The 13696-nt window shown below is 48.6% G+C and carries 14 protein-coding genes; 11 read left to right on the forward strand and 3 right to left on the reverse strand.

Going from position 1 to position 13696, the window contains the following annotated elements; all coding sequences use genetic code 11:
• Window positions 1–63: 63 nt before the first annotated feature.
• Complete coding sequence (nadE, locus tag MKY85_RS03280; protein ID WP_339239406.1) at window positions 64–873, forward strand: ammonia-dependent NAD(+) synthetase; 810 nt, start codon at window positions 64–66, stop codon at window positions 871–873.
• Window positions 874–1032: 159 nt separating this feature from the next.
• Here the strand turns inward: nadE and MKY85_RS03285 are convergent, their stop codons facing one another.
• Window positions 1033–1848, reverse strand: a complete 816-nt coding sequence (locus tag MKY85_RS03285; RefSeq protein WP_342571767.1) for an alpha/beta fold hydrolase — start codon at window positions 1846–1848, stop codon at window positions 1033–1035.
• Between the two features lie 249 nt (window positions 1849–2097).
• Here MKY85_RS03285 and acpS point away from each other — a divergent pair, with 249 nt between their 5' ends.
• Complete coding sequence (gene acpS / locus MKY85_RS03290; protein WP_342571768.1) at window positions 2098–2496, forward strand: holo-ACP synthase; 399 nt, start codon at window positions 2098–2100, stop codon at window positions 2494–2496.
• A gap of 29 nt (window positions 2497–2525) precedes the next feature.
• The gene (mutY, locus tag MKY85_RS03295; protein ID WP_342571769.1) at window positions 2526–3896 is read left to right on the forward strand and encodes an A/G-specific adenine glycosylase; all 1371 of its coding nucleotides are present in this window, start codon (window positions 2526–2528) and stop codon (window positions 3894–3896) included.
• Window positions 3897–4166: 270 nt separating this feature from the next.
• On the opposite strand, the gene MKY85_RS03300 is transcribed toward mutY, so the two are convergent.
• Window positions 4167–4778 (reverse strand): superoxide dismutase, encoded by a 612-nt coding sequence (locus MKY85_RS03300; protein ID WP_150364015.1) that lies wholly within the window; start codon window positions 4776–4778, stop codon window positions 4167–4169.
• Between the two features lie 419 nt (window positions 4779–5197).
• On the opposite strand from MKY85_RS03300, the gene MKY85_RS03305 reads away from it, so the two are divergent.
• From MKY85_RS03305 to MKY85_RS03340, 8 genes are all read left to right on the forward strand, one after another.
• Window positions 5198–5623, forward strand: coding sequence for a GNAT family N-acetyltransferase (locus MKY85_RS03305; protein WP_278297013.1), 426 nt, complete (start codon window positions 5198–5200; stop codon window positions 5621–5623).
• 322 nt (window positions 5624–5945) lie between these two features.
• Window positions 5946–6551, forward strand: a complete 606-nt coding sequence (gene lepB, locus MKY85_RS03310) for a signal peptidase I (RefSeq protein WP_342571770.1) — start codon at window positions 5946–5948, stop codon at window positions 6549–6551.
• 172 nt (window positions 6552–6723) lie between these two features.
• Window positions 6724–8616, forward strand: a complete 1893-nt coding sequence (gene queG, locus MKY85_RS03315; protein ID WP_342571771.1) for a tRNA epoxyqueuosine(34) reductase QueG — start codon at window positions 6724–6726, stop codon at window positions 8614–8616.
• A gap of 15 nt (window positions 8617–8631) precedes the next feature.
• Window positions 8632–9663: an HD domain-containing phosphohydrolase gene (locus tag MKY85_RS03320; RefSeq protein ID WP_342571772.1), complete on the forward strand. Its 1032-nt coding sequence runs from the start codon at window positions 8632–8634 to the stop codon at window positions 9661–9663.
• Between the two features lie 165 nt (window positions 9664–9828).
• The gene (locus MKY85_RS03325; RefSeq protein WP_017690778.1) at window positions 9829–10092 is read left to right on the forward strand and encodes a YneF family protein; all 264 of its coding nucleotides are present in this window, start codon (window positions 9829–9831) and stop codon (window positions 10090–10092) included.
• Window positions 10093–10205: 113 nt separating this feature from the next.
• Window positions 10206–10799, forward strand: a complete 594-nt coding sequence (folE, locus tag MKY85_RS03330; RefSeq protein ID WP_339239415.1) for a GTP cyclohydrolase I FolE — start codon at window positions 10206–10208, stop codon at window positions 10797–10799.
• Window positions 10800–10993: 194 nt separating this feature from the next.
• Window positions 10994–11848, forward strand: coding sequence for a lipoate--protein ligase family protein (locus tag MKY85_RS03335; protein WP_339258697.1), 855 nt, complete (start codon window positions 10994–10996; stop codon window positions 11846–11848).
• A gap of 71 nt (window positions 11849–11919) precedes the next feature.
• Window positions 11920–12144, forward strand: coding sequence for a hypothetical protein (locus MKY85_RS03340; protein ID WP_091039003.1), 225 nt, complete (start codon window positions 11920–11922; stop codon window positions 12142–12144).
• Window positions 12145–12296: 152 nt separating this feature from the next.
• On the opposite strand, the gene MKY85_RS03345 is transcribed toward MKY85_RS03340, so the two are convergent.
• Window positions 12297–13577 carry a Fe-Mn family superoxide dismutase gene (locus MKY85_RS03345; protein WP_342571773.1) on the reverse strand — a complete coding sequence of 427 codons (1281 nt, stop codon included), beginning with the start codon at window positions 13575–13577 and terminating at the stop codon, window positions 12297–12299.
• Window positions 13578–13696: the final 119 nt, after the last annotated feature.

Raw genomic sequence — 13696 nt, forward strand, 5'->3', positions numbered from 1 at the left:
ACCATTCGTACCTTTCAAGATGGACATCAAATTTCATTAATTTAGAAACGGGGTGTGTGAACGATGAGTTTGCAACAACAGATCATCGCTGAATTGAAGGTTAAACCAAGCATTAATGAAGAAGAGGAAGTACGCAAGCGTGTTGATTTTCTGAAGACGTATGTTAAAAATGCGGGTGCCAAGGGTTTGCTGATTGCGATCAGCGGCGGTATTGACAGTGCAGTGGCAACGGCGCTTTGCAAAAAAGCGACGGACGAGCTTACGGAAGAGAATAAACAAGAGTACAAAACGCTGGGTGTGTTCCAACCTTATGGTGAACAATCCGATATCGACCACAGCTACGCTGTAGCGAAAGCATACGATCTGAAGCATGTTGTGGAAACGAATATTGAAGATGCGGTGAACGAGATTGCACTGGAAGTGGAGCAAGGATTCAAATCCTTGGGCAGCCCACGCCATATGACTCACCAAGGCAAAGGTAACGTTAAGGCGAGAACTCGTATGGTGATGCAATATGCGCTTTCGTTTGAAGAAAACCTGCTCGTTGTAGGTACGGATCATGCGTCCGAAGCCATCACGGGCTTCTATACCAAATGGGGCGATGGTGCTGTCGATATCACACCACTGAGCACGCTGAACAAACGTCAGGTACGCCAGCTGGCAGCATATTTGAAAGTGCCACAGGCTATTTTGGACAAGGCACCATCTGCAGGGCTATGGGAAGGTCAGACGGACGAAGATGAGCTGGGAATTTCTTATGAAGCGAACAGTGATTATCTCGAAGGAAAACAGATCGATCCGGCTGCCCAAGAGCGCCTCGAAGCGTTCTATACGCGTACACATCACAAACGCAATGCCATTCCGGGTATCTAATACGGATGGATGAGCAAGCTTGTTATAAGCTGTTAACACCAATATTGAAATACATTCCCTCTTAGGGAATGCAAAAGAGTCACTGCTCACACAGTGACTCTTTTTTTATGTGGATCGAGAAACTGCAAAAATCCAGGTGACTACAATATTAAAGAAGAGTTAGCTACTCCAGTCTTTGATCTGTTGCAGGGTCTGGGTGATGACTTGTTCCAGTTGCGGAGTTGTTTCTTTAAATGGATGAACAGTATTGAAGGTATGGTTTCCCTCATTAATCTGGTGCCATGGGATATCAGGACGGGCTTGAACAAGTGCAGCAGAACCCTCCCGAAGACGCTGCGGATCTTCCGTTCCCTGAATGAGTGCGACTCGCAAAGGTGAAGAAGACAGGCGGTCAATAATAGCGTAACGTTCGCTGTGCTTGTCCAGGTCTTCCAGTATAGACACGTCCAGTGGCATCTGCTGACCTGTACGTCCGTTAACGACATGGCTGCGGCCCTGCGTACGCATTTCTTCTTTTTGCTCCGCTGTGAAGAGATCCAGATTGGTTACGCCATTCCAGGAGATGACACCTGCCACCTGTTCGGGATGATCCAGTGCATAGACGAGACTTACGCCCGCACCGCGACTATGACCAACTAGGTACACAGGAAGTCCGGTGAATTCAGGTTGTGTAGCTACATGCTCCAGTACCAGGGCCAGATCGGCAAGCTCCCGGCTGTAGGTATTGACTGCGAACTTTTCCAGTTCTGAGAATTGCTCCGGATATTCACCGATACCGTTGTGAGAGAAATTAAAGGTCAATACATGATGCGTCTGGCTTAGCTGTGAAGCTGCGTAAGGGAACATACCCCAGTCTTTGAAACCTTTGTATCCGTGAGACAGAATGATGACGCCCTGAGCGGGGTGTTGTGCAGGGAAAAAGTCGCCGCGAATGATAGCATCTACGTCAGTGGGCAATTCAAAAGTGATGGGCATAATTCAGACCTCCTCAGAATTTCAGACGATTCCTGATTTATATTTTAGCATATATGGTAATGCCGATAGGTACTCGCTTCTGGACGCCCCTCCTGCTACAATAGAATACGTGTTCGGAGAGTTACGGATCATGTGATTGAATGGGGATATTTTACAATGCATGTTCAAAAAGAGCGGTTTTCAGTACCGAGAAGGTGGGACTTTTGAACAACCTCTTACAGTATAAAAGATTAAGCGGGTGAAGCGTTGATGATATATGGCATTGGCAATGATGTGCTGGAGATTGGACGTATGCGGAAGCTGCTGTCCGGTCGCCATGCGGAAGCTTTTTTGAAACGAATATTAACGCCAGCAGAGCGGGAGATCGCGGTTCGTCGAGGGAAGCGGATGACGGAGTTTGTATCCGGTCGATTTGCAGCGAAAGAAGCGGTGTCCAAGGCATTTGGGTGCGGTATTGGTGGCATTATGGGCTTTACTGACATCGAAGTGCTGCCTGATGGGACAGGACGTCCGGTGGCCTCGCTGTCCAGTCAGGCCTGGGAACGCCTGCAGCTGCCATACGACAAACAATATGACATACATTTGAGCATTACGCATCAGACGGAATTGGCAGCGGCCTTTGCGATCGTAGAACAGATGGAAAAGTAGCTAGCTTGGCAATAGGAGAGGACGGAAATATGGGTTTACAGGAACAGAAACAACATTTCAGCGTGAATTTGCTGGACTGGTATATGATCAACCGACGGGATTTGCCGTGGCGTCGCCACAACAATCCGTATTTTACGTGGGTATCAGAGATTATGCTTCAGCAGACACGGGTCGATACGGTCATTCCGTATTTCAATCGTTTTATCGGGAATTTTCCAACCGTGCAGGCACTTGCGGAAGCACCCGAGGAGGATGTTCTGAAAAATTGGGAGGGACTCGGCTATTACTCCCGTGCACGTAATCTTCAGGCGGCTGCGAGACAAGTCATGGAGCTGCACGGAGGCGAGATGCCTCAGGACAAGCAGGCTGTCTTCGCATTAAAAGGGGTTGGCCCGTATACTGCCGGGGCCATTCTCAGCATTGCCTTCAACCAGCCGCAGCCTGCGGTAGATGGCAATGTTATGCGGGTCCTGTCCCGATACTTCCTCATTGATGAGGACATTATGAAGGGCAGCACCCGGGTGTTGATGGAAGAGCTCGCAGGAGAGCTCATTCCGGAAGGGCGAGCGCGTGATTTCAATCAGGCGCTGATGGAACTTGGCGCGCTGGTGTGCACGCCCAAAGCGCCGCACTGCCTGACTTGCCCGGTCATGGAGCAATGTTCCGGCCGCATCGCCGGAAGAGAGCTTACGCTGCCGGTCAAGACCAAGGCGAAGCCGCCGCGCCCTGAGCAGCGGCTGGTCGCGATTGTGGAGGGCCGCGGCGATCACCGCGGCCAAGTGCTTGTGCGCCAGCGCCCAGACACGGGCCTGCTGGCCCGGATGTGGGAGCTGCCGCATGTGCTCGCGGCGCCCGCCGCAGCCAGCAAGAAGGCGGCGCCGCTGGCGGATGAGCCGGCCATGGCCTTGCTGGCCGGCAGTCTGTGGGCGGAAGGCTTCGCTGCCCGCCCGGAAGGGCTGGCTACCCATGCGGAGCATGTGTTCAGCCACATTGTCTGGAGCCTGCAGGTGTACAAGTGCACCGAGCAGGACCAGAGCAGTGAGCTTCCGCTAATCGCAGCGGAAGCCAGAGCCGCCTACGACGCACAGGCGGCAACGAAGGAGGGCACAGCCTCATCTTCTGCTGTGTCACCTGAGTCAGCCACAACGCATTCATCGGAGCCAGGCACGCCTGATTCGCAGAACATTATCTCAACATCGCTTAACGATGGAGAGAAGTTAATGTCCCCATCTGATGTTAGTGAACTGGCGCTGAACACTCCGACACTGACAGGGAAAGGCGATGGCTTGACCTACCGCTGGATCGGACCGGAAGATATGGACAAGATGGCATTTCCGAATATATTTCTGAAGCTGATCAGCAGTTATTTTGCCGGTGCGTATGATCAAGTGAATGATTAAATGGGGGAGCTAACGAATCTGAGTGACGTTATCTTAGCTAAATTAACCTAAAAGTGCGAATCAACGCCCTTATTTTGGGGAATAGTTATGCTGAGATTCGTTAGGTTCACGATACGATGAAATATGGAGCAATAGCGTGTCTGTGGTTCGTTAGAAAAGATATCCATTAACTATAACTATACCGATTGCGATAACAAAAAGAGAGCCTGATCACGGTCACGATGACCGAATCAGGCTCTCTTTTATGTTAACTGTTGCATGCGAACAGTCTTATTTTGCAGAAGCGTAACGCTTGTTAACTTCATCCCAGTTGATTACATTCCAGAAAGCACCGATGTAATCAGGACGTTTGTTTTGATATTTCAGGTAGTAAGCGTGCTCCCATACATCCAGACCCAGAACCGGAGTCAGACCTTCGAAGAGAGGGCTGTCTTGGTTAGGTGTGCTAGTGATGGACAACTTGCCATCTTTGCCAACTACGAGCCAAGCCCAGCCGGAACCGAAGCGAGTTGTAGCTGCTTTAGCGAAATCTTCTTTGAATTTATCAAAGCCACCCAGTTCGCTATCAATTGCTGCAGCGATATCGCCTGTAGGAGCGCCGCCGCCGTTAGGTCCGATGATTTCCCAGAACAAGCTGTGGTTAGCATGTCCACCACCATTGTTGCGAACCGCTGTGCGGATGCCTTCAGGTACGCTGTCAAGGTTAGCAATCAGATCTTCCAAGCTTTTTTCTTGCAGTTCAGGAGCGCTTTCCAGAGCTGCGTTCAAGTTCGTTACATAAGTATTGTGATGGCGATCGTGGTGAATTTCCATCGTTTGTGCATCGATATGTGGTTCCAATGCGTCGTTAGCGTAAGGAAGTGCCGGTAATTGAAAAGCCATAATGAAATACCTCCTGAGATTTTAGGTTTTTTTTAAATCAGGTACATATGTAATAATACCCTTGCCACTAATATTAAACCGCATTCGGGCTAATTAAGCAACATTTTTGTTTATTAAGTCCCCCGAAGCGTTGATTTAATCATGGGCCAGAGATAACAAACATATTTTACCCTTTATGAATATATTTATGTGATTTTAATAGACAAAAAAGCAAAAACTTGAATAATCGTATTGTAAACGGTTACAATTAAGCGCTTTCAAAAGAAAATGCGTGTTTTATGGAGTAAAGTATGGTTTAATTGACGAAGAAGCGGTATTTTCTCGTTTTTTGTCATTATATGAACATTGGGTTTTTGGTAAAAGGGAACTCCTTTTTGTAAAAAACCTCATCTAAGCTAACGAAAAGGGAGATTTAAGACATGCACGTTCGTTCCTTTCAGTTGAGTGATGCAAGCCAGATGACGGAGCTTCTCCAGGTTGCGCTATCGGAAGAGTGTTATGAGAACACGATGGGCCCGTTTGCCCGTCAATTGTCATGGGATTCTGACCTGATCATGGTTGCGGAAGAAGAGGGAGACCTCGTCGGCGCTTTGATCGGTACGATTGATCAAAACCAGGGTTGCATCTACCGTATTGCGGTACATCCAGACTATCGTCGCCGTGGAGTCGGCAAAACACTTGTCGAGGCTATGGAACAAAGGTTCCAGCAGCGTAAAGTCAGCCAGGTATGGGTGGCGGGTGATGAGCACAACAAAGTAGCCATGCCTCTATATGAAGCTATGGGTTACGGTGCCAATCAGATTATGAGCGCTTTCCAGAATCTTAGTATTTTGTCTAAAGCTTAGTTTGCATGTTTAAAAAGAAATAAAAAAGATGTTCATTTCATATTAGGCATATCTCTTTAACGTGTAAGAACGTGAGAGATGTGCCTTTCTATTTGTATGAAGGACCTTTACGTAATATTCCTCTGATTTTCTCATTCTCTGAACACGCTTCGGTGTCTCCCATTCAATTAGACCACTGCGCCTAACCAGGCTATACACATGATATCCAAGGTATTGGTGCTCATAACCAATTGTTTCACTCTTCCAAATGAAGTAGACTGAAGGGGAGTATGATCATCATTTTGCAAGCTCAATTCAACTAATTAATAAATGAGGTGTCCCTTTGAATTCCAATCATCATTCAATGGAACATATGGCTTCCGAGGAACGTAATCAACCGCCAAAGCCTGAACAACCGGAGAAATCCTGGGTGGTCGAGCTGTGGGACTGGGTCAAAACGATTGTTGTTGCTTTTGTCATCATGATGCTGCTTAACCTGTTTGTGTTTAATCTTTCGATGGTCAAGGGACAGTCCATGCAGCCGACATTGGTTGAGCGAGATCGTCTTTTCGTGAACAAAATTGTATATCATCTGGATACACCTTCCCGATCCGATGTAATTGTACTTCGTGATCCAAGTGAAGGTGTGGAGAAGAGGGATTTTCTGGTAAAACGGATTGTAGGACTTCCGGGAGATACCATTGAAGTCAGGGATCACCATCTGTATGTGAACGGCGAGCGTCAAGCGGAAACATACACCGATATCGAGGTGCAAGATCCCGATTTTGGCCCAATCACACTGGAGCCGGATCATTTCTTCGTGATGGGAGATAATCGTCATGAAGGCAAAAGTAAGGATAGCCGAGTGTTTGGCAGTATTACATCTGACCAGATTGTAGGCAAGGCTGAATTTATTTTCTGGCCGTTTTCTGAATTGAAGAAATTGTAAAATGCTGACAGGACAACAACTTCAGACTGCATTTTGCGTTAAACCATATAGACTCGATCCGTTTTGAATGCAAGTAAGCAAGGCATATATAGAAATTAACGCCTGTCCTCTTACCGTGAGGCGGGCGTTCACTATTTACGGAATACGTGTCGGAAGAAGAGAGGGAAGAGAAATGACGAGCGTACAGACCGGGGCAGCACAGGAAGCCTCCGTATGGGAGAAGTTAAAACAGGAGATCAAGGCAGCTGGCCCCGGACTGGGCATTGATGATATCGGATTTGCTTCGGCGGATCCCTTTGTTTCCCTGAAGTCGCTGTTGGAGCAGTCGCGGGATAAGGGGTATGCTTCAGGTTTTGAAGAACCAGATATTGAAAAAAGGGTACACCCTTCCTTGAAGGAGGGCGAACCGGCGTCTCTTATTGCGATAGCAGTAGCGTATCAGTCCAAGATGGTGAATCCACCGAAATCGGAGCCTGGTGCGTATCGCGGCATTTTTGCCCGTTCAGCTTGGGGTCAGGACTATCATCAGGTGCTGCGTACAGCGATGGACAAGTTGGTAAACTTTATACGTGAACGTGTACCTGAAGCCATGATCGAAAGCATGGTAGACACAGGAGCACTGGTGGATCGTGCGGTGTCCCAGCGTGCGGGGATTGGTTTTAGCGCCAAGAACTGTGCCATTATATCACCCAAATTCGGTTCATGGATTTTTCTCGGGGAACTGGTAACGAATATTCCTTTTCAACCGGACACTCCTGTGACCGAAGACTGTGGTGAATGTACGAAATGTATTGATGCTTGTCCGACAGGCGCATTGGTTGGGCCGGGGCAGTTGAATTCACAGCGTTGTATTTCTTTTGTAACCCAGACGAAAGGGTTCGTGGATGAAGAATTTATGCTGAAAATAGGCAACCGTCTGTACGGTTGTGACACATGTCAGATTGTCTGTCCGAAGAACCGGGGCAAGAACTGGGATCACCATCCCGAGTTTCACCCCGATCCGGAGATTGTGAAGCCACTCCTGCTGCCGTTACTGGATATCGGTAATCGGGAATTTAAGGAACGTTTCGGTCAGAGTTCTGCCGCTTGGCGGGGCAAGAAGCCAATTCAACGCAATGCCGTTATTGCCCTGGGCAATTTCAAAGACAAAAGTGCTGTACCCAAACTTACAGAAGTATTAAAACGTGATCCGCGCCCCGAGTTGCGGGGAACCGCAGCCTGGGCGTTAAGCAGAATTGGAGGAGAAGACGCCATGAGAGCAATTGGGGAAGCTGCCGCTAACGAACAAGATGGGAACGTACTAAGCATGCTGCAGAAGGCCGAGGAGCGACTGCGTTCGTCCGAGACCTTACCCAAACAGCCACAAGCTGGGCAAGTGAGTGAGAAGCAGCAAGAGGAACAGAACAACGAGAATAATGCCTTGCGTGCGTTACAACAGGATTTGAAAATGGAAGCGGGGAATGAACTGGGGATTGAACCGGGTAGTGAGGAGCCTGCACAGCCTGCCAAACCAGAAGCCGCAGCGTGGAGACCTTCTGCAGTTACGGGTCTTCATGGCAAGCCGGTATACTACGATGAGGTACTGACACCGATTGGTACACTTACGTTATGCGCGACGGATGAAGGACTGTGTCACATTGATTTTGGCGCATTTCACGTACGTGAGGCTCATCTGCAACAATGGGCCCGTACCTGGATTGGCGAGTATCGATATGAGAAGAATGAAGAGAAGCTCAGCGAAGCTGCAAAGCAGGTACAGCAGTATTTTGCAGGGGAGAGAAAAACGTTCGACTTGCAGCTTGATCAGCTTGGAACACCATTCCAGCTACAAGTATGGCAAGTTCTGTCCGATATATCTTATGGAGAGGCCTCATCACACCAACAGGTTGCGGAAAAGATCGGCAGACCCAAGGCTGTTCGTGCAGTTCTGGACGCCATTAGCAAGAATCCGATTCCGATTATTATTCCCTGTCACCGCATCAGCGGTAAAGACGGAACCCTGGTGGGTTATGTAGGCGGTCTGCAAACCAAGGAGCAATTGCTCGCATTGGAGCAGCAATCGTAAGAGCGGGGGACGTTCATGAAGTATGTAAACGTGGAGAGCGTGGAAGCGGGGGAACTTCTGGGCAAGACGGTATATTCCAGTAACGGTACGGTACTGTTGTCCGCCGGAGTCCAGCTCACCGTATATATGGTCAATACGCTGAAGCGTATTGGCGTGACCATGCTATACATCCAGGATGAAGCGTACAAAGATGTGGATACAGAGGACATTCTGGATGAAACCACGAAACGGGCAATAATTAACGAAATGAGTGTCACACTCGAATCCATTCGATCCGGCAAAGATTGGAGTCCTAGAAAGGTCGCCCTCAGTATAGAGAAGTTGCTAAACGATGTACTGAACGGACGTGAGCTGCTCGTGCAGCTTACCGATATTCGTACCAAAGACAATGCACAGTATGTTCATGCGATGAATGTATGTTTGTTATCTTCGGTCATCGGACTGAATATGGGACTCAATTATAATCAACTGAAGGACCTTGCTGTGGGGGCATTATTGCATGATATTGGCAAAGTGGGGGAACCTCCTGGCAGTGGCTCGGTTGCAAATTCTTCGCTGCACCATACATGGCGGGGATTCGAAGTGATTAAGAACAAGCGGGAGTTCAGTCTGTTGGTCGCCCATACATCCCTGCAACATCATGAGCATGTTGATGGTACAGGTATGCCAAGAGGTATTAAAGGGAATGACATCCATCTGTTTGCGAGAATCGTCAGTGTGGCTAATATCTATGATAATCTTATTAATGGGTTATTGAAGGACAGTCTGTTGCCACACGAGGCATGTGAAGAGATGATGGCGTTGTCTGGTACAAAGCTGGATCGGGACATTCTGATCGAGTTCAACAAGAGTGTATCCGTGTATCCCAACGGTACTGCAGTACGACTGTCTACCAAAGAGACTGGCGTCATTGTGCGTCAACATCGGGGATTGCCCGGCAGACCTGTAATCCGGGTGGCGCGCGGAAGTACGCGTTATTCTCTGGATGTGGTTGAAATTGATCTGGCTCAGCATACAACCGTTTTCATTGAAGCCGTCATGACGTAGCTTGTGTGCGGTTCAACTGGAAAATCCGTTTGCTCAAGGCGTGCGGAAATGCTATGATACTTTCAGGAAATCCGGTCTGTGTCAGGTTTGCAACATGTGCGCTTAACATCATGAATTGACACGGATTATCAGGCTTTTTAGAATGCATACAGAGGTGTCTAAGAGATGGATATTGTTATACCGATTATCACATTGATTGTTGGTCTGGTCGGGGGATTTTTCATCGGGGTGTTCTACTTGCGTAAACAACTCGAGAAAATGCAAAGCAATCCGGACATGCTTCAGAAAATGGCGAAGCAAATGGGCTACAACCTGAATGGCAAGCAAATGCAGCGTGCCCAGCAGATGATGAAGAATCAGCAGCCAGGAGCGAAAATGCCTCAGCCGCAACAGCATCCTGCGCGTAAAAGTTCGGGCCGCCGAAAATAATAGCAGGGAATAACTGCTTAAAGTGCGTGTTCAAAAAAGTTGGGTTTTCAGTACCTGAAGCGGACTTTTTGAACAACCTCTTACAGTAGTGGTTCGAAAGGAGGCGTTCGGCAGTGGCTGGCGTTAAAGATTATGTGAATTCAAAAGTATCCGACAATCGGGAAAAGATCGAATATCATGTAGAGCAGATCCTGAAATTGATCGGAGAAGATAGTACACGTGAAGGGCTGCTTGAAACGCCTGCACGTGTGACCCGAATGTATGAAGAAATTTTTGGTGGATATGAAGTAGATCCGCGCGATGTGCTCGGTGTCACGTTTGACGAGAATCATGAAGAACTGGTTATCGTCAAGGATATCGTCTACTACAGCCAGTGTGAGCACCATATGGCGCCGTTTTTCGGCAAAGTGCACATTGGGTATGTACCAAGCGGCAAGATCGTTGGTTTGAGCAAAATGGCTCGTCTGGTTGAAGCGGTAACACGTCGCCTGCAGGTTCAGGAACGTATTACTTCACAGATCGCTGACATTCTGACAGAAGCTGTCGAGCCTCATGGCGTGATGGTCGTGGTGGAAGGTGAGCACTTGTGCATGTGTTCCCGCGGCGTGAAGAAACCGGGAAGCAAGACGGTAACGTCTGCTGTACGTGGTTCTTTCCGTGAGAATCCGGCACAACGTGCAGAGTTCCTGTCTTTGGTAAAAGATTAAAATTCGGTACGTCCACTTCATGGACAAGCCGAATCAGTAGGTCCTTGTGGTTTTGGAAGCGGGAGCTTCTGAAGCCGCAGGACAGGATATAAATAAGCCGTGTTCCCAGGGGAACCGGCTTATTTATATATGGCGTTATCATTTCTATATATACTGAATACATACGAATTCGTTAAGCCGGAGGTAATGGAACGATGAGTGCATCTTCCCATTCAAGAGACCCGATACAGTCGGAAAAGAAACTACAAGCAGATAAACATGCTACATTGCGCCTGCAAATCTGGGAGACACCACTCAAGCGACAAGGCAGTAGTGTACTCGACGCTTTTGCATGGGAAGAAGTCATGTGCAGACGGGTTGGGGCAGGGCATCTGCCAGTTGCACACATATGGCGACATCCAGATGCCTTTGTAGCCGGTCTGCGTGACCGCAGGTTGCCACGGGCTGTAGAAGCGATGGAACGGATAAGAAGCCAAGGGACAGCAGTCTGTGTTCGACCTTCCGGTGGAGCGGCCGTACCTCTGAATCCAGGGGTAGTTAACGTGTCATTGATTCTGCCTAATCCCGGACATGCGATCAATATCCATGATGATTTTCGGGAGATGGCTTCGATTATTGCCGACTCGCTGACGCCATGGTCAAACCAGGCGCAAACAGGTGAGGTCCAGGGTGCTTTTTGCCCGGGGGATTATGATGTCAGTGTAGGTGGGCTGAAATTCTGTGGTATTGCCCAGCGCAGACAGGCAAAGGCGTATATTATTACTGCTTTTATCATCGTGGAGGGGCAGGGAGATCAACTGGCAGCAGACGTGCGTCAATTCTATCAACATGCATCAGGCGGAGCCAGTGAAGGATATCCTGATGTTCAGCCGGGCACGATGGCCAGTCTGAAGGAGTTGGCAGGTGTCCCTTCTGCCGCAGCCTATACCGCCTCATTGGTACGAACTCTGCGTGATCGCTATCCACAGGCGGAAGCTAGCAAAGTGCTTAGCGTTGGCTCTGAAGAAGTGCGTCTGACAGCTGAGCAGATGAAGCTGCGCTATGACTGAGTTCTTGATAATCGGACTTGGAATTGGGTAATAGAGATGATATGATGTGATTTCGGAAGGAGAGTGTTAGGATGGAGACGTTGAGATATACGTACTTATATGAGGTTGTATCTACAGGCGAAAAGTCTGAGTTCAGCCAGATGGCAACAAGCAAGGAAGAGGCTGCTGCACTGATCGTTGCTCGTATCGCCGATCTGGAGTTTACCGATGAGGCAGATATCAAGCTGGGCGACCTGATCGCTATTAGCAAACAAGTTGGCGACAACTATGTAGCGTGCGAGGGCTGTGCTTCTTAAGTGAGCATAAGCATTTTGAAATAGAAAGTCTCTCAAAAGATAAGCAAGTCTCTATTACATGGGGCTTGCTTTTTTGTTTACACCAAAAAGAGATATCTTGCAGTCATTCGGCTGGAGATATCTCTTTTCATTCCATCTAACTAAGCTCAAGCTTAATAAGGCGGCCACAACAACTTGCGTGCTGTTTCGTAACGCTCGGCAACAGCGGGCCAGTAGACGACATTCCACCAATCCTCGATATACTTTTTGCGTTCATTCTGGTGTTTCAGATAATAGGCATGTTCCCACACATCCAGCGGCAGGAGTGGAACGATATCGGACTGGGACAGGTTCTGGTGTTTTTCCGCCTGCAAAATCTCCAGACGATGTGCTCTTGGGCTCCAGACAAGCATCGCCCAGCCACTGCCTTCCACTTTGTTCGCCGCTTCCGTGAATTGATTCTTGAACGCTTCATAACTTCCGAAATCCCGCTTGATCTGCTCTGCGAGCATACCGGAAGGTTTACCGCCGCCAGCAGGATTCATAATTGTCCAGAAGATCGTATGCAGGTAGTGGCCTGCCCCGTTGAAGGCGAGTTCACGTTCCCAATGCTTGATGAGTTCAAAGTTATTCTTTTTTCGCGATTCCGCCAGCTTCTTCTCTGCTACATTTAGTCCGTCCACATAAGATTGATGGTGTTTATCGTGATGGATACGCATCGTTAGTTCATCAATATGTGGCTCCAGCGCATTGTACGCATAGGGAAGAGGGGGCAGTGTGTGCCCTCCAATGGGAACCGGCTTTTCTTTTACGGGAGGTGCAGTAGTGCTGGGCGTGGCTTGTGTTGTTCCGGTAGAAGGCGCTTGAACGGTTGTGGATTGAATCTGCGCTGAAGTAGCAGGTGCGTTTACATTCCCTTCTTGAGAAATTGGAGCTTCTGAAGCTTGGCGATGGGTGGTTGCTGACCCTGACGTATGCAGTGCATTTTCCAGAAAAAGTGACGGCTCCAAATTTGTTTCTCGCAAGATGCCAGGTTGGCCAAGCGTATCCAATACGCCTAGAAAATACTCTGATTCGCGGATCAAATGCAAAATAAGTACTTTGGCAAGCGGAACAGCTTGCACCGCAGCACTTTGCTCCAGAAGAACATACAGCTGTTTGATGAACTCTCTCGATTGCTGCCGAGCAGCCGACACAAGTTGATCGATACAACGAACGATGTAGGGAGCAGGCGGATGGGTTGCGGGCAATAGTTGTTTTAGCAGCTGATTCGCTACTCGCTCAGTGTTCGCAAAGGTAGCCTCCCATTCCTCCAAAAGCTTGACGTATGGGGGCTCCAGATCGGGCACCAGTGCACGAATGACGAGTGTATGTTCTTTCTCCTGCTCTTTCCAGAAACGGATTTCTTCCAAGGTCCGCAGAGGCAGCAGGTGACCATATCCATCCCAGTTCATATATGGTGGGCCTCCTTCAGTTGAATTTCATCGCATATGTAGACCGTTGCTTCATGCGTCCCAAGAGTATATTCCGCCGGGCTGTTGTCCTATGAGTGCAAAAAAAAGAGCCCCTGAGG

This window comes from Paenibacillus sp. FSL R5-0749 (genome assembly GCF_038595085.1).
Classification (GTDB): Bacteria; Bacillota; Bacilli; order Paenibacillales; family Paenibacillaceae; genus Paenibacillus.